This is a genomic window from Nostocoides australiense Ben110, from assembly GCF_001050535.1.
In the GTDB taxonomy this organism is placed as follows: domain Bacteria; phylum Actinomycetota; class Actinomycetes; order Actinomycetales; family Dermatophilaceae; genus Nostocoides_A; species Nostocoides_A australiense.
The window spans coordinates 1,872,130-1,886,748 of sequence record NZ_HG764815.1 but is presented as its reverse complement, the minus strand read 5'-3'; the positions used below and the strand labels follow the sequence as shown (position 1 = coordinate 1,886,748).

Annotated in this window: 20 protein-coding genes and 1 tRNA gene; 6 read left to right on the top strand and 15 right to left on the bottom strand. The window is 69.1% G+C overall.

The features are described 5' to 3' along the window. A partial coding sequence (locus BN11_RS09110; protein ID WP_162213195.1) for a copper resistance CopC family protein occupies positions 1 to 473 on the bottom strand: 473 nt, incomplete at its 3' end. Positions 474 to 523: 50 nt separating this feature from the next. Here BN11_RS09110 and BN11_RS09105 point away from each other — a divergent pair. Further along, a complete protein-coding gene (locus tag BN11_RS09105; RefSeq protein ID WP_048696848.1) occupies positions 524 to 1,081 on the top strand; it encodes a YbaK/EbsC family protein in 558 nt (185 codons plus the stop codon). A gap of 154 nt (positions 1,082 to 1,235) precedes the next feature. Here BN11_RS09105 and BN11_RS09100 read toward each other — a convergent pair whose 3' ends face one another. From BN11_RS09100 to bcp, 3 genes are read right to left on the bottom strand one after another with little or no spacing between them, the layout of a single operon-like run. Then, positions 1,236 to 1,535, bottom strand: a complete 300-nt coding sequence (locus BN11_RS09100; protein WP_048701125.1) for a GroES family chaperonin — start codon at positions 1,533 to 1,535, stop codon at positions 1,236 to 1,238. Positions 1,536 to 1,586: 51 nt separating this feature from the next. Next, positions 1,587 to 1,847, bottom strand: coding sequence for a DUF3618 domain-containing protein (locus BN11_RS09095; protein WP_048696845.1), 261 nt, complete (start codon positions 1,845 to 1,847; stop codon positions 1,587 to 1,589). 24 nt (positions 1,848 to 1,871) lie between these two features. Next, the gene (gene bcp / locus BN11_RS09090) at positions 1,872 to 2,342 is read right to left on the bottom strand and encodes a thioredoxin-dependent thiol peroxidase (protein ID WP_048696842.1); all 471 of its coding nucleotides are present in this window, start codon (positions 2,340 to 2,342) and stop codon (positions 1,872 to 1,874) included. A gap of 43 nt (positions 2,343 to 2,385) precedes the next feature. Between bcp and BN11_RS09085 the strand changes: the two genes are divergently transcribed. Both BN11_RS09085 and BN11_RS09080 read left to right on the top strand, forming a co-directional pair. Then, a tRNA-Leu gene (locus tag BN11_RS09085) sits at positions 2,386 to 2,467 on the top strand. A 69-nt stretch (positions 2,468 to 2,536) separates the two neighbouring features. Then, positions 2,537 to 3,079 (top strand): YceI family protein, encoded by a 543-nt coding sequence (locus BN11_RS09080; protein WP_048696839.1) that lies wholly within the window; start codon positions 2,537 to 2,539, stop codon positions 3,077 to 3,079. Between the two features lie 3 nt (positions 3,080 to 3,082). Here BN11_RS09080 and rdgB read toward each other — a convergent pair whose 3' ends face one another. The 9 genes from rdgB to BN11_RS21810 form a co-directional block, all read right to left on the bottom strand. Continuing rightward, complete coding sequence (gene rdgB, locus BN11_RS09075; RefSeq protein WP_048696837.1) at positions 3,083 to 3,724, bottom strand: RdgB/HAM1 family non-canonical purine NTP pyrophosphatase; 642 nt, start codon at positions 3,722 to 3,724, stop codon at positions 3,083 to 3,085. Then, positions 3,721 to 4,467, bottom strand: coding sequence for a ribonuclease PH (rph, locus tag BN11_RS09070; RefSeq protein WP_048696833.1), 747 nt, complete (start codon positions 4,465 to 4,467; stop codon positions 3,721 to 3,723). The genes rdgB and rph overlap by 4 nt, the downstream gene beginning before the upstream one ends. Positions 4,468 to 4,490: 23 nt before the next feature. Next, the gene (locus BN11_RS09065; protein WP_048696830.1) at positions 4,491 to 5,255 is read right to left on the bottom strand and encodes an MBL fold metallo-hydrolase; all 765 of its coding nucleotides are present in this window, start codon (positions 5,253 to 5,255) and stop codon (positions 4,491 to 4,493) included. Then, a complete protein-coding gene (murI, locus tag BN11_RS09060) occupies positions 5,252 to 6,073 on the bottom strand; it encodes a glutamate racemase (RefSeq protein ID WP_048696827.1) in 822 nt (273 codons plus the stop codon). Before murI ends, BN11_RS09065 begins: the two co-directional genes overlap by 4 nt. 21 nt (positions 6,074 to 6,094) lie before the next feature. Continuing rightward, on the bottom strand, positions 6,095 to 6,754 hold the full coding sequence (locus tag BN11_RS09055) for a DUF2017 domain-containing protein (RefSeq protein ID WP_048696823.1): 660 nt from the start codon (positions 6,752 to 6,754) through the stop codon (positions 6,095 to 6,097). Between the two features lie 2 nt (positions 6,755 to 6,756). Next, positions 6,757 to 7,047 carry an ATP-dependent Clp protease adapter ClpS gene (gene clpS / locus BN11_RS09050; protein WP_048696820.1) on the bottom strand — a complete coding sequence of 97 codons (291 nt, stop codon included), beginning with the start codon at positions 7,045 to 7,047 and terminating at the stop codon, positions 6,757 to 6,759. A gap of 32 nt (positions 7,048 to 7,079) precedes the next feature. Next, positions 7,080 to 8,324 carry a homogentisate 1,2-dioxygenase gene (locus tag BN11_RS09045; RefSeq protein WP_048696817.1) on the bottom strand — a complete coding sequence of 415 codons (1,245 nt, stop codon included), beginning with the start codon at positions 8,322 to 8,324 and terminating at the stop codon, positions 7,080 to 7,082. 64 nt (positions 8,325 to 8,388) lie between these two features. Further along, positions 8,389 to 8,781, bottom strand: coding sequence for a PIN domain-containing protein (locus tag BN11_RS26105; protein ID WP_048696814.1), 393 nt, complete (start codon positions 8,779 to 8,781; stop codon positions 8,389 to 8,391). Next, on the bottom strand, positions 8,778 to 9,008 hold the full coding sequence (locus tag BN11_RS21810) for a hypothetical protein (RefSeq protein ID WP_083433639.1): 231 nt from the start codon (positions 9,006 to 9,008) through the stop codon (positions 8,778 to 8,780). Before BN11_RS21810 ends, BN11_RS26105 begins: the two co-directional genes overlap by 4 nt. Before the next feature lie 86 nt (positions 9,009 to 9,094). On the opposite strand from BN11_RS21810, the gene BN11_RS09035 reads away from it, so the two are divergent. After that, positions 9,095 to 10,171: a DNA polymerase IV gene (locus BN11_RS09035; protein WP_048696811.1), complete on the top strand. Its 1,077-nt coding sequence runs from the start codon at positions 9,095 to 9,097 to the stop codon at positions 10,169 to 10,171. A gap of 49 nt (positions 10,172 to 10,220) precedes the next feature. Here BN11_RS09035 and BN11_RS09030 read toward each other — a convergent pair whose 3' ends face one another. After that, positions 10,221 to 11,486 (bottom strand): S1 family peptidase, encoded by a 1,266-nt coding sequence (locus BN11_RS09030; RefSeq protein WP_083433638.1) that lies wholly within the window; start codon positions 11,484 to 11,486, stop codon positions 10,221 to 10,223. A 292-nt stretch (positions 11,487 to 11,778) separates the two neighbouring features. Between BN11_RS09030 and BN11_RS09025 the strand changes: the two genes are divergently transcribed. Then, positions 11,779 to 12,687, top strand: coding sequence for a hypothetical protein (locus BN11_RS09025; protein ID WP_083433637.1), 909 nt, complete (start codon positions 11,779 to 11,781; stop codon positions 12,685 to 12,687). Continuing rightward, the gene (fahA, locus tag BN11_RS09020) at positions 12,684 to 13,889 is read left to right on the top strand and encodes a fumarylacetoacetase (protein ID WP_048696804.1); all 1,206 of its coding nucleotides are present in this window, start codon (positions 12,684 to 12,686) and stop codon (positions 13,887 to 13,889) included. Before BN11_RS09025 ends, fahA begins: the two co-directional genes overlap by 4 nt. Before the next feature lie 88 nt (positions 13,890 to 13,977). Here fahA and BN11_RS09015 read toward each other — a convergent pair. After that, a partial coding sequence (locus BN11_RS09015) for an RDD family protein (protein WP_048696801.1) occupies positions 13,978 to 14,619 on the bottom strand: 642 nt, incomplete at its 5' end.

Here is a 14,619-nt window from a genome sequence, read left to right as displayed (position 1 = left end):
CCCGTGGCGGCCGGGGTGGTCGCGGCCGGCGCGGAGGCCGACGCCTCGGCGCTCGTGGGGGAATCGCTCTCCGTCGCCGAAGCGGAGCCGGCGCCCTCGGCGATCGTGAACGGGATGGCGTCGCTGATGGGGTGCCCGTCGGCGCTGACCACCTTGAAGTTGATGACATAGCCGCCGGGGTGCAGCTTCGCCATGAGCGGCTGGGTCACGGTCGCACCATCGCTGACCGGGTCGCCGTCGGTGACCGACAGTCCCTCCCCGTCGACGACGGCGACCTGACTGAAGCCCTCTTGCACCTTCTCGTTGAAGGTCAGGGTGACCTCGGTGGGCAACTCGGTCAGCGTCGCCCCGGCTTTGGGGCTGCTGGACTCCAGATCGGAGTGGGCGCCGGCGGGCCCGGCGAGACACACCGAGAAGACGGCGAGAAGGAGGGCGATCAGGGCGAACCGGATGCGTCGGCGAGGGGCGGGCACGCGTGCCATTGTCCCTGAACCGGACCCCCAGGTCCGATTAGGGTTCCGGTATGCCGTTGCCCGCCCTCCCCGGCCTGACCTCACTGCCCCTCCCCGAGCGGCTCGATCTCGTCGCCGCACGGGCTGCGGCGGCGCTGAGCGCCGACCCCGAGTTCGCGGGCCGCCTCGCCGTCGTCGAGATCGACCCGGCGCTCGCGGACACCGAGGCGCTCGTCGCGGCATACGACCTGGATCTCGCGGCCAGCGGCAATTGCGTTGTCATCTCTGGCTCCCGCGGCGGCGAGGAACGCATCGCCGCCTGCGTCGTCCCCGCCGACACCCGCGCCGACGTCAACAACCTGGCCAAACGCCGCCTCGATGTCCGCAAGGCGTCCTTCCACCCGATGGAGCGCGCCGTCGCCGAAACGGGCATGGAGTATGGCGGCATCACCCCCGTCGGTCTGCCGGCCGGTTGGCGCATCTTCGTCGACGCCGCCCTGACCGGGCAGGACGTCGTGGTGATCGGCAGCGGCCTGCGCCGCAGCAAGCTGCTCATCCCGGGTGCGGCCTTCGCCGATCTGCCGGGCGCCGAGATCGTCGACGGCCTGGGGCGCCCCGTCACCACGTGACGCCGGGCACGGCGTCGGCCGGACCGACCTGGTGACATTCGGAATGGTGACATTCGGAATACAAGGAGAGCCGAATACCGGCGCTTCGACCGGTCAAAACCTGTCCTTCGTATTCTGGCTGTCCCGAGCGGGGGCCAGTTCGTCCGGTGGGGGCTCAGAGATAGAGACCGGTGTGGCCCTCGCCGGACACGCGGCGGGCGGCGATGGCGTGCAGGTCGCGTTCGCGCAGGAGGGTGTAGGACTTGGCCTGCAGTTCGACCTCGCCGCGCTCCTCGGGGTCGAAGAGCACCCGGTCGCCGACCTCGACCTGGCGGGCGTTGGGGCCGGTGGCGACGACCTCGCCCCAGGCGAGGCGCCGGCCGACGCTGGCCGTCGCGGGGATGAGTATGCCGCCGCCGGAGCGCCGCTCGCCCTCCTGACCCTCGAGGGAGACGAGGAGGCGATCGTGCAGCATACGGATGGGCAGCCCGGGGGCTGCCTCGCCCTTGGCCTTGGCCACGCTCGTCTAGGAGGAGCGGCGGCGCAGGATGCAGCGCACGACGAGGACGACGGCCAGGGCCGCTGCGACCGCGGCGATGCGCTCGGTGCGCAGGTCCCCGGACGGCGTGGTCGTCGCCGCCGCGAACCGAGCCTTGGCCGACTCGGTCTGGCGCTGCACGATCGCCTTGGGTGCGGCCTTGGTGGTCAGTTCGTCGACGGTCTGCGCGAGGCGCTCCCGGCTGGCGGCGATATCGGCGCGCAGCTTCTCGACCGACGGGTCACTCATGGGGGTTCTCCTTCAATCTGCCGGTCAGTCGAGGCCGAGATCGCGACGCAATTTGGCGACGTGCCCGGTGGCCTTGACGTTGTACCACGCGTTGGCGATCTTGCCGGCCTCGTCGACCACGAATGTCGAGCGAATCACGCCCTGGACCACCTTGCCGTAGTTCTTCTTCTCGCCGAACGCGCCGTATGCGGTGAGCATCGCCTTGTCCGGATCGGACAGCAGGCGGATGGTCAGGTGGTCGCGCTCGCGGAACTTCGCCAGCGACGCCGGGCTGTCCGGGGAGACGCCGACCACGTCATACCCCTCGCCCTGCAACCGGTCCAGCGATTCGGTGAAGTCGCACGCCTGGGTGGTGCAGCCGGGCGTCATCGCCTTCGGGTAGGCGTAGAGGATGACCTTGCGGCCGTGGAAGTCGGCGAGCGAGACCGGCGCACCGGTGTCGTCGGTCAACGTGAAGTCCGGGGCGGTGTCGCCAGGTTCGAGACGAATGCTCACACGCGTCAACCTACCCCGAGGCTGATCTAGAGTTGTCGTTCGCGCGCGAGTGGCGGAATTGGCAGACGCGCCAGATTTAGGTTCTGGTGCCTTCGGGTATGCGGGTTCAAGTCCCGCCTCGCGCACGGAATGAGTCTCGGGACATCACACGCCCCCGATCTCCCCGGCCGGCCCTGCAGGAGCAGACTGGCACCATGACGATTCCCACCGGCAGCTACGACCTCTCCGCCGACAACGGCGCCCTGCTCGTCAAGACCTTCACCGACGGCCCGGCAGCCGCGATGGGCCACAACCTCGTCATCGAGGCCACGTCCTGGGCGGCCCAGGTCGAGATCGGCAAGACACCGGCGGCGTCGAGCGTGTCGATGACGGCTGACCTCACCAGCCTGGAGGTCCGCGACGGCACCGGAGGCGCCAAGCCGCTCAGCGCGGGCGACAAGGGCAAGATCCTCGACAACGCCGCCAAAGCCCTGAACGCCAAGAAGCACCCCGAACTGCGCTTCACCGCCACGGACATCTCCGGCACGTGGGACGCAGGCTTGGTCCGCGGCGGCATGACCATCAACGACACGACCGCCCCCCTCGACCTGACCCTCGACCAGCCCGCACCCGGTGAACTGCGCCTGACGGGCACCATCGTGCAGAGCGACTTCGGCATCAAGCCCTACTCGACGATGATGGGTGCGCTGAAGCTCAAGGACGCCGTCGACGTCGAGGTCTCGATCCCGTTCGAGTGACTCTCAAACCCCGAGTCGTTCGCGCAGCACCGGCTCCATCGCGCGGAAGGCGTTGCCGCGGTGGGAGATCGCGTTCTTCTCCGTGTCGCTGAACTCCGCGAGTGTGCGGGCCGGGTCGGCGTCGGGGATGAAGACCGGGTCGTAGCCGAAGCCGTTGGTGCCCCGCGGGCCGTATGCAAGTCGCCCGGTCACCCGGCCCTCGCAGGTCGCCGAGTCCTGTCCGGGGATCGCCAGCACCGCCGCGCAGACGAAGGCGGCGCCGCGGTGCTCCTCGGGGACGTCGGCGACCTGCTCCAGCAGCAGGGTGAGATTGGCCCGGTCCTTCTCGGCGCGCCGGGCGTCGGCGCCGGCGTGGCTGCCCGACCAGCGGGCGCTGAAGACGCCGGGACACCCGCCCAGCACCTCGACGGCAAGGCCGGAGTCGTCGGCGAGGGCGGGCAAACCCGTTGCGGCGGCGAGAGCTTCGGCTTTCAGGCGCGCGTTGCCGGCGAACGTGACCTCGGTTTCCGGCACGTCCGGGACCTCTGGGAAGTCGGCGGCGCCGACGATCTCCAGGCCCAGGTCGCGGCAGACGGCGGACAGGATCTGGCGCAGCTCGTGGACCTTGTGCTCGTTGCGCGTCGCCAGCACGATGCGCCGGCTCACCGCACCCGCTCCCGGGCCGGCGCGTCGAGGGCGGAGGCCTGCAGGCGCGTCAATTCCTCGATCCCTGTGGCGGCGAGGTCGAGCAGCGCCCCGAGCAGATCCCGGTCGAAGGGCTCCCCTTCGGCCGTGCCCTGGACCTCGACGAACCGCCCGTCGCCAGTCATGACGACATTCATGTCCGTCTCGGCGGTCGAGTCCTCCGGGTAGTCGAGATCGAGCACGGGCACGCCCTCGACCACGCCCACGCTGACCGCCGCGACCGACCCGGTGAGCGGGTGCGCCGAGGCCGGGATGAGACCGCGGGCGTGGGCATCGGCGATGGCGTCCGCCAGGGCGACATAGGCACCGGTGATCGCGGCCGTCCGGGTGCCGCCGTCGGCCTGCAGGACGTCACAGTCGAGCACGATCGTGTTCTCCCCCAACGCTTTCGTGTCGATGATGGCCCGCAGGGACCGGCCGATGAGCCGGGAGATCTCGTGGGTGCGCCCGCCGACCTTGCCCTTGCGGGACTCCCGGTCGGAGCGGGTGTTGGTCGACCGGGGCAGCATCTCGTATTCCGCCGTGACCCAGCCCGTGCCCTTGCCTTTGAGCCAGCGGGGCACACCCTCGGTGAAGGATGCGGCGCACAGCACGCGAGTGCGCCCGAACTCGACCAGCACGCTCCCCTCGGCGTGGTCGAGCCAATTGCGGGTGATGCGGATCTCGCGGAGAGCGTCGGCGGCGCGGCCGTCGTGTCGGGTCATGGCGACACCGTAACCGGACGTTCTCAGATCACGTAGTTCGCATCCGGCGCGGCGAGTTCGACCTCGCCGGGCCAGACAGCGGCGGCTTGCGCGCGGCATACCTGCGGGTCGTTCCACGCGGGGATGTGGGTGAGCATCAACCGTTTCGCGCCGGCGGCGACGGCGGCCGCCGCCGCCCGGCTCCCGCTGAGGTGGATGTCCGGGAGCGGGTCGCGGCCGTCGACGAACGCGCAATCGGTGAGCAGGAGGTCCGCGTGCGCGGCGAGCGTGAGCAGGCCCGGGCAGGTGTCGGTGTCGCCGGTGAAGGCGAGCACGGAGCCGCCCGCCTCGACGCGGTAGCCGTAGGTCTCGACGGGATGGTTCATCGCGTGCGTCGTGAGCCGGAACGGCCCGACCTCCACGACGCTGCCCTCGCCGACGACGCGGAAGTCGAGTTGCGCGTTCATCCCGTCGGCGTCGATGCCTTCGTATGCCGCGTGGATGCGGTCCTCGGCACCCGCCGGGGCGTAGACGGGGACGCGGTGTGTGCACGGCCCCCCCGGGTGGTACTTGCGGTAGACGTAGAAACCGGTCAGGTCCAGACAGTGATCCGGGTGCAGGTGGGTGACGAAGACGGCGTCCACGGCGCACGGGTCGAGGTGGCGCTGCAACGCACCCAAGGACCCATTGCCCATGTCGAGGAGGATCGACCAGAGCCGGCCGCCCTGCTCGGCCTGGACGAGATAGCACGAGGCCGGGGACGCCGGGCCGGCGAAGGACCCGGCGCAGCCGATGACGGTCAGCTTCATGGGACACCGACCGCGAGCGGGGCCTGGGCGAGATTGCCGAAGACGTCCCCGACCTCCGGGCCGAGGAACCGGCGGGCGAGGCGGCGGAACTCCTCGGGGTCTCCGGTGGTGGAGAACCCGTGCGTGGGCGGCGGCAACTCGTCCGGGCGGAGGGCGTCGAGGTCGGCCAGGGTGCGGTAGACGTCCTTGGCCGTTTCCTCCGCCGAGCTGACGAGGGTGACGCCCTCCCCCATCACATAGGAGATCACGCCGGTGAGCAGGGGGTAGTGCGTGCACCCGAGGACGAGGGTGTCGATGTCCTTCTCCGCCAACGGATCCAGGTACTCGTGCGCCACCGTGAGCAGCTCCGGCCCGCCGGTGATCCCGGACTCGACGAACTCGACGAAGCGCGGGCACGGCTTGGAGAAGACGTCGATGTCGGGGGCCGCAGCGAAGGCGTCGATATAGGCCCTCGACGTGTGCGTGCCCTTTGTCGAGATCACCCCGACACGCTGGTTGCGGGTGGCGCGGGCGGCCCGCCGCACCGCCGGCCGGATCACTTCGATGGTCGGCACGTCATACCGCTCGCGGGCGTCGTGGAGCACGGCGGCGCTGGCGGTGTTGCAGGCGATGACGAGGATCTTCACGCCGTGATCGACGAGCCGGTCGAGGCATTCGAGGGCGAACTGACGCGTCTCGGCGATCGGCCGCGGGCCGTATGGCGCCCGGGCGGTGTCGCCGAGATAGGCCACCGACTCGTGGGGCAGCTGATCGAGAACCGCTCGGGCAACCGTCAAGCCGCCGTAGCCGGAATCGAAGATCCCGATGGGTGCGTCCACGAAGGAGACCCTAAGCCAGCGTCAGCGCTTCGGAAGCATCGACGTGGCGAGTGTCTCCTGCAGCCAGGTGAGGAAGTCGTAGACGACGATGGCGTAGGCCGCGGGGTCGGCCGGATCGGCGATCTCCGCGATCTCCTGGAGGCGCTGGGCGTCGGCGTCCTCGCGCAGGCCGAGCCGGTCGCCGAGGACGAGGCGCACGTCGGTGAGGGCGACGAGAAACGAACGCGCCGTGTCCTCACTCAACTCGAAGCGATCATCGACGCTCTTGGCCAGGGCCGCGCACGCCGCGTCCAGACCGCTGATCTTGCGGTCGCGCAGGGACGCCTCGGTCAGGCGCCGGAACTCCTTGGCTGCTTCCTCGTCGGTGGGGTTGGGGGCGGGGAAGAGCCGATCGAGCGCCGGATCCCGGTCCTCACCACCGAACCCTCGGCCGCCGAGATCGGCCGGTGAATCGGGCACGGTGACATTGCCGAAGTCGGCGCCGAGCCCGGCGACGATCGCGTCGAAGGGATCGTCGCCCTCCGGCGGTGTATCCGGTTGCGCGGCAACGGAACCCGGCGGCGCGATCAGATCGCGGACCTGACCGAACAACTCGATGAGCAGAGCCCGCTCCGCCTCGTCCAGGCGGGCGGCATACCGCACCCCGGCGCCCTTGCCACGTTTGACGAATCCGCGCGCCACGCTCAGATGTCCTTCTGGAAGGTCGCCCACAGGCCGTAGCCCTGCAGGGCCTCGGTGTCGATCTCCATCTTCTCCCGCGGCCCGGTGCTCACGACCGCCTTGCCTTTGGTGTGGACATCGAGCATGAGCTTCTCGGACTTCTCGCGGGTGTAGCCGAAGTAGCTCTGGAAGACGTAGGTGACATAGGACATCAGGTTGACCGGGTCGTTCCAGACCAAGGTGATCCACGGGACGTCCAGCGCCTCGTCGGTGCCTGCGGAGGTGACCTCCTCCTCCACGGGCGCGATCGACATGGGCCCAGCTTAGGGGCTCGTGACGCGAGCGCTTACGGCTCCGGGACGGAGTTCGTCGTGTGCCAGGAGAGCAGGTAGCGTCCGTCGTCGCAGGCGAGGGCGCCCTCGCCGAGTTCGAGGGGCTTGAAGGTGTCGACCATGACCGCGGTCTCGTCGAAATACTCCGCGCCGAGGGAGCGCTCCATGGCCCCGGGCTGCGGGCCGTGGGCGTGCCCGCCGGGGTGCAGCGAGACCGAGCCGATGCCGATGCCGGAGCCCTTGCGGGCTTCGTAGTCGCCGTCGACATAGAACATGACTTCGTCGGAGTCGACATTGGAGTGGTAGTAGGGCACGGGGATGGCGAGGGGGTGGTAATCGACCTTGCGGGGCACAAAGTTGCAGACGACGACGTTCCAGGCCTCGAAGACCTGGTGGGCGGGCGGCGGCTGGTGGACCCGGCCGGTGATCGGCTCGAAGTCGCTGATGTTGAAGACGTAGGGATAGAGGCAGCCGTCCCACCCGACGACGTCGAGGACGTGGAAGGGGTGGGTATAGATCGTGCCGGCGATGCCGCCCGGGCCGGGGCCGCGGTGCTTGACATAGACCTGGGTCTCGTCGCCGGCGTCGGCACCGATGTCCTCTGCGAGCAGCGGCCCCTCCGGCAGGCGCAGGTCGCGCTCGCAGTATGGCGAGTGCTCGAGCAGCTGGCCGAAGCGGCTTCGGTAGCTCTTGGGCGAGGTGATGTGGCTGGCAGCCTCGATGCAGTAGGCGCGCAGCGGCTCGTGGTCGGCGTCGTCGCCGGGAGGTTTGGGCAGCCAGCGGTGGGTGGTGGCGCGCGGGATGACGACATAGTCGCCGCGGCCGACCTCGAAGGATCCGAAAACCGTCTCGACCTGGGCGCTCCCCCGCTCGATGTAGACGAGTTCGTCGCCGATCGCGTTGCGGTAGAACGGACTTGCACTCTCCGCCACGACATACGAGATCCGCACGTCGCTGTTGCCGAGGATCAGGCGACGTCCGGTGACCGCATCGACGCCCGGCCCGCCGTCGGGGAAGAGGTCGCGCAGCTTCAGGTGCAGCGGCTTGAGCGGATGGTTCGGCGTGAGGGTCTGGTCGGGGACCTGCCACACCTCGGCGGCGCTGATCTCGCTCGGGATGCGCCGGTGATAGAGCAGCGAGGAGTCGGAGGAGAAACCCTCCTCCCCCATCAGCTCTTCGTAGTAGAGGTTGCCGGCGGAGTCGCGATGCTGCGTATGCCGCTTCGGGGGCACCGCGCCCATGCTCGTGTAGTGCGCCACGTCTCACCTCGTTGGGATTGTCCCGAGGGGTCTCCCCGGTCCGGCCACCCTATCCGGGGTCGCGTCAGCGGATGAGGACTGCGTCATCCGGACGCTCTGCTACCAGTCGCGAGTCCAAGGTCGCCAACAGCCCATTGCGCCGCCGGGCGACCTCGATGAGATAGAAGCCCGTCACTTGCCGATGACCTTGCAGACCCGTTAGGTCCACGTCGGAGTACGAGGTCGCATCCGGCCAGAACTCGATTCGCGGATGGTTCGCCAGCGCTACAAGGACCTGTTGGGCAGCGGACGGCCTTTCCCCTAGACGCATGAGAAATCGCAAGAGTGCGCCCTCAACGCTCGGGCAGATGGCTACGCGTGGTTGTGCACCAAACCACGCCGACGCCCGTGCGTAATGCTCGTGCTCTGCCAGCGATACGGCGATCAGGACGTTTGCGTCCAGGAGGAAAGTCGTCATTCGTCGTCCAGGATCGCATCGACTTCCGCACTGGTGATGCGGCGGCCGAGCGAAATCACCGGTAGGCCAGTTTGCGGATTGATCGCCAGCCTCACCGGTTCATCCAGTTGCGCAAGCCCTCGGATCGCGAGATCAGCAACGACGGCCGAAAGAGATTGGCCCCGACGGGCAGCAAGCTCACGGGCACGGGCGTGAACGGCAGGCGGCAGATCAACTGTGGTCCGCATGGTCACATCGTACATGATGCTGAGGTGATGCGTGCGTTTGCCAGCCTAAGCGCTCGCCCAGCGGCCCGATCCTCGATGATGGGGACATGCCGGACTGGGTGCTCCATCTCGACATGGACCAGTTCATCGCGGCTGTCGAGATCCGGCGGCGCCCCGAGCTGGCCGGCCTGCCGGTCATCGTCGGCGGGCGCGGCGACCCGAGTGAACGAGCCGTTGTCTCGACCGCCAGCTATGAGGCGCGCGCCTTCGGCGCCCGATCGGGTATGCCGCTGCGGCTGGCCGTGCGCAAGTGTCCCGACGCCGTGATCCTCCCTGTCGACGGGCCGGCGTATGACGCCGCGTCGGCGGAGGTCTTCGCTGCGGTCCGGGCGCTCGGACTGACCGTCGAGGTGCTCGGATGGGACGAGGCATTCATCGCGGTTCCGGACACCGGCGACCCGGAGGTCGCGGCACGCCGGATCCAGGCAGCCGTCCTCGACGCGACGGCACTGCACTGCTCGATCGGCATCGGGGACAACCGGATTCGGGCCAAGAACGCCACCGACTTCGGCAAGCCGCGCGGCACCTTCCGCCTCACGCGCGATAACTGGATGCAGGTGATGGGCCACCGCCCCGTCATCGAACTCTGGGGTGTCGGCACGCGGATCTCGACGCGGCTGGGGAGCCACGGCATACAGACCGTGGCGGAGCTCGCCGCCGCCGACCGCGACGATCTCATCACCGAGTTCGGACCCAAGATGGGCACCTGGTATGCCGCGCTCGGCCGCGGCGAGGGCTCTGCGGTCGTCGATGACACGCCCTGGGTGGCGCGCAGCCACAGCCGGGAGACGACGTTCCAGGAGAACCTCAAGACGCCTGAAGAGGTGCGCGCGGCCGTGGAGGTGTTGACCGACCAAGTGCTCGCCGATTGCGCCGCCGAGGGCCGGCCCATCGTGCGGGTTGGGCTGAAGGTTCGCTACGCGCCCTTCTTCACCGTGAACCGGATGAAGAAGCTTCCCGAGCCGACGCACGATCGGGCGCCGGTGCTCGGCGCCGTCCTGGCCCTGGTCGGGGGGATGGAGGAGGGGCGCGAGGTCCGCCTCCTCGGCGTCCGCGGCGAGATGACCATGCCCGAAGAGCCCGACGACCCCGTCGAGCGCACCCCCACCCGCGGCCGCGTCTGAACAGTGACTACTCATAGTCGGTGTGCTCCGGATCGGCGCAGACCGAGCCTCAGTAGCAAGGTGAGTCGGCCTGGCTCTCCCACAGGAGGGGACCGACTTTGCCGATCAGCCACATGTTGTCGCGTGGTTCGAACTGGTAGCGGATGCGCCATTGAGTACAGGTCTCATCCGGGCGATCCTTGGGGCCTTTGCCCGCCTCCTGGCGGCTGGTGAAGGACACCTCAATCACCGGCTCGCCTGCCTCTTCCATCGTCGAGAGGTACTCCAGGTTGGAGATCTCGGAAGTCTCGACTCCGTCCTGGAACGCCTCGAGAGAACCGGGATTCGCGAGCTGCGCGAGCGCGGATGAATAGTCGGCGTCGTTGACGGCCTGGTAGTAGGTCATTAGGGTGAGGGCCGCACTCTCCACGGCCTCGGATGTCGGTTCCGTATCGGGCCCTGCCTCGAAGTTGGCCAGGTACTGGCATGACGTCTCGGCCTCGTCCGTCCGCGTCGGATTCCCAGCCCACTGCGCGACGAGCAGAGCAATTGTCTCGGCCGAAACGGCATACTCATGCCCAGGGCCATCGTCGCCGGCATCGACCAACCCCACGACGCCACCCTCAATGGTGAACACCGGGCCACCGCTATTTCCGGGTTGCGCGGCAAAATCGACTTCAAGCAGGCGGGTCATGAAGTATTCGCCCACCTGCGCCTTCTGGTCGAGCCGGTTGACGGTCCCGGCGACATACGAGGCCGCTTTGCCATCGGCATACCCATATGTCGCAACCGGGTCACCAGGCGCCACGACGTCAGTCCGCAGCGTCAGCGACCCAGGCAGTTCGTGCTCGACCTGGATCAAGGCAACGTCCTTGGCGCGGTCGTAGCCGACCACGGCTCCGGGTTGGGTCGTGAGGCCGCTCGTGACGCGGACCCGGTCACGCCCCTCGACGACGTGTGCGGCGGTGACCAGCAGGGTGGGGGTGACGGCGAACGCCGTGCCAGTGCGGACACCGCAGTAGGAGGTCTCCGTCATGGAGTCCGAGGTCCATGACGAGACATTCACCTTGGCGACTGCGGGCTTGACCAACTCCAGTGCTTCCTGCAGCGTCTGGGGGCCGGCGCTGGTTGACGCCGTGCTCGTGTCATCAGGTCTCTCCGGCTCGGCCTCCTCTGACTCCGGAGAACCGCTCTGCGTCTCGGGCTCCGTGAGCTCACCCCCAGAGGGAACGCCCGTGGTGATGACCACGGTGGTGGTCTTGCTCGGAAGGACGCCACAGGCGGCGACGCTCAGTGCGACCCAGGCGGCCATGCCGGTTCTCAGGATTAAACGCATGCAAACTCCCGACGCACGTGACGAATGTGACTCAGGTTACGCACGTGATCCTTCTGCGGCTTGTCCTCCAATGGAGGGACTCATCTGTGCGTTCCCGCGTGCGGCCAGGCCTGAGCGCTTCGCCGGTTTCTCGCCAAAGGCTAGTCCCACGTTTGCCCACCCAAAGTTGCTCGCCAAGTTGCCGATTGAGTTGCGCGCCCGACCGAATCAACGGTTACGAGTTGGGAGCCTTGCGTTTACCGGGACGGTGACCACACGTCGCCTCCCGTTCCCGGCGGATAGGTTGGGGCGCGTGTCACTGCCACGCGCGCTCTTCGCCAGCCTCTTCGACGACGCCGCCGTGTTCCCGCCCGGCAACAGCCCGCTCGACACAGCGGTGGCGGAGCACCGCCGCCTCGCCCGCGGGTTCCACCGCGACCTGATCGGCCCGCTGCTTCTGCCCCCGGCGGCGATACCGGCGGCGCTCGACCTCGCCGGTCTCGCGGAGCTCACTGACCCGCAGGACGCCGAGACCAGCCCGCCCCCGCAGGACAGCGGGCCGCTGCAGATCGTCATCGCCGCCCGGCCGGGGACGCCCCGCGAGGAGGTGGAGTATGCCGCGCAGCTCGCTTCCGCCGACTCGCGCGTCGAGCCACGGGCCGTCGAGATCGGGTGGGACGAGGGCTGGGAGAGGATCGACCTGCCCGCCCCGACGGTGGTCGTCGAGATCCCCCGCGGCACCGAGCAGGCGCTCGCGCTGACCGAGATCGCGACGGCCGCCGCCGAGCGGCCCGACACCCGGTATGCCGCGAAGTTCCGCACCGGCGCTACCGACACCTGGGCCTGGCCCACCGAGCACGAACTCGCCACCAGCATCCAGGGCGCCATCGCCATGGAGGTGCCGCTCAAGCTGACCGGCGGCCTGCACCACGCGGTCCGCGGCAGCTATCCCGAGGCACCCGGGCGCAACCCCCAGGACATGCACGGCGTCCTCAACGTCCTCGCCGCTTTCGCCGCGGCGCGGGCCGGCCGGCCGGTGTCGGCCATCCAGGCCACCCTGGAGCAGCGCGACCCCGGCCCACTCATCGCCGGCCTCTCGGCGCTGAACCCCGTGTCGGCGGCGCGCCTGCGCGGCGACTTCCCGTCATACGGCTGCTGCACCGTCACCGACCCGATCACGGAACTGATCACCCTCGACGTCCTGGAAGGACCCCGCTCATGAGCTGGTGGCGCGACCTGCCCGCCGACGAACCCTTCGGCCTGGCCAACCTGCCGTACGGCGTGGCCGACCTCTCCGACGGCCCGCGCGTCGTCGTCCGGGTCGCCGACCACGCCCTGGCCATCGGCGGGCTCGCCGAGCGGGCGGGGATGGAGTCGGGGGCGGTATGGCAGTGCGGCTCGCTCAACCCGTTTCTCGACCAAGGGCCGCACGCCTGGGCCTCGGCCCGCACCTGGCTGCAGGAGACGCTCGCCAGCGCCGAATATGACGATTGCGTCGGTGCGAACCTCCACCCACTGGACGGCGTGACCCTCCTGCTGCCGATCACCGTGGCCGACTACGTCGACTTCTATGCCAGCGAGCACCACGCCACCAATGTCGGGCGGATGTTCCGGCCTGACCAGGCCCCGCTGACACCCAACTGGAAGCATCTGCCCATCGGCTATCACGGCCGCTCCGGAACCATCGTCGTCACCGGCACCGACATCGTGCGGCCCTGCGGCCAGCGCAAGCCGCCGGAGGCCGATGCCCCCGTCTTCGGTCCCAGTGTCCGCCTCGACATCGAGGCCGAACTCGGCTTCGTCGTCGGCGGCGCCACCACCCTCGGCGAGCCCGTCCCGCTCGAACAGGCCTGGGATCACATCTTCGGCGTCACCATCCTCAACGACTGGTCCGCCCGCGACCTCCAGGCCTGGGAATACGTCCCCCTCGGTCCCTTCCTCGGCAAGTCCTTCGCCACCTCCATCGGCGCCTGGATCACCCCCACGGCCGCCCTCGCAGAGGCGAAAGTGGCTCTCCCCGGCCAAGATCCGGCGCTGTTGCCCTACCTGACGGGCGCGGCGGCATACGGCCTGGACATCCACTACGAGGTCGAGTGGAACGGCTCGGTCGTCTCGCGGCCGGAGTACCGCGATATGTACTACTCCCCCGCCCAGATGCTCACCCACATGACGGTCAACGGCGCCACTCTCCGTTCCGGCGACATCTTCGGTTCAGGCACGATCTCGGGCCCGGAGAAGGAGACCCGCGGCTGCTTCCTCGAGCTGAGCTGGTCCGGTCAGGAACCCATCACGCTCGACGCCGGCAGCACCCGCACCTTCCTCGAAGACGGCGACACCGTCATCCTCCGCGCCACCGCCCCCGGCGCGAACGGCGCCGTCATCGGCCTCGGCGAGTGCGTGGGCCGAGTCCTGCCGGCGCGCTGACCCCGGCTGTTCGACGTCAGGGCTTGCCACCGGGCTACCCATCGGTCGTTGTCGTGATCACCACAACCACCAATGGGTAACCGGGTCGTCAGGAGTTCGCCGGCGTCCGGGGCTGCTTGCCGCGCACCACGTTGGTGCCGGCGATCTTGTCGTGCAGCGCCTGCCGCTTCGGGTCCCACGCGGGCCAGAGCAGGTCCGCGATGCCCACCAGCCCCGCCAGCACGCTGAGCAGGCCCGGCACCCAGCCGAGGACGTTGACGACGAATGTCAGCAGGTAGCGGCGCAGCGCCACCTGCACCGGCAGCGGCCCCGGCCGCTCCCGCTCGCGGACGCTGATCCGCAACGCCATCTTGCCCGGGGTGGCGCCGGTCCGGGTCAGGAAGAAGACGTGGTAGATCAGTCCGACAAGCAGGCTGATCGCCGTGAAGATCATGAAGTCGCGGCCGGTCAGATAGGTCGAGAGGCTGTTGGAGAGGTCCTCGAGCCGCTGCGGGTCGGTCGTGCTGGAGTTGATGGCGTCGGTGACCTGGTCCAGCCACGGCCGGATCGCCTTCAGCAGCCAGTAGCCGCCGCAGATCGCCGTCAGGGCTCCGACGATGAGCAGGTCGAGGATGTAGGCGCCCACCCGCTGCCAGTAGCCGGCCAGCGGCACCCCATCGGGCGTTGCCGGGCCGACCTGGCCGGCCGCCGGGCCCCACCCGGGTGCCTGTTGCCCCCACTGCTGTTGCGG

Coding starts and splice junctions, on each gene's coding strand:
- BN11_RS09105 (WP_048696848.1), top strand. CDS start 524: ATGCCGTTGCCCGCCCTCCCCGGCCTGACCTCACTGCCCCTCCCCGAG.
- BN11_RS09100 (WP_048701125.1), bottom strand. CDS start 1,535: ATGCTGCACGATCGCCTCCTCGTCTCCCTCGAGGGTCAGGAGGGCGAG.
- BN11_RS09095 (WP_048696845.1), bottom strand. CDS start 1,847: ATGAGTGACCCGTCGGTCGAGAAGCTGCGCGCCGATATCGCCGCCAGC.
- BN11_RS09080 (WP_048696839.1), top strand. CDS start 2,537: ATGACGATTCCCACCGGCAGCTACGACCTCTCCGCCGACAACGGCGCC.
- rph (WP_048696833.1), bottom strand. CDS start 4,467: ATGACCCGACACGACGGCCGCGCCGCCGACGCTCTCCGCGAGATCCGC.
- BN11_RS09065 (WP_048696830.1), bottom strand. CDS start 5,255: ATGAAGCTGACCGTCATCGGCTGCGCCGGGTCCTTCGCCGGCCCGGCG.
- clpS (WP_048696820.1), bottom strand. CDS start 7,047: ATGTCGATCGCGCCCGTGGAGGAGGAGGTCACCTCCGCAGGCACCGAC.
- BN11_RS26105 (WP_048696814.1), bottom strand. CDS start 8,781: ATGACGACTTTCCTCCTGGACGCAAACGTCCTGATCGCCGTATCGCTG.
- BN11_RS21810 (WP_083433639.1), bottom strand. CDS start 9,008: ATGCGGACCACAGTTGATCTGCCGCCTGCCGTTCACGCCCGTGCCCGT.
- BN11_RS09035 (WP_048696811.1), top strand. CDS start 9,095: ATGCCGGACTGGGTGCTCCATCTCGACATGGACCAGTTCATCGCGGCT.
- BN11_RS09030 (WP_083433638.1), bottom strand. CDS start 11,486: ATGCGTTTAATCCTGAGAACCGGCATGGCCGCCTGGGTCGCACTGAGC.
- fahA (WP_048696804.1), top strand. CDS start 12,684: ATGAGCTGGTGGCGCGACCTGCCCGCCGACGAACCCTTCGGCCTGGCC.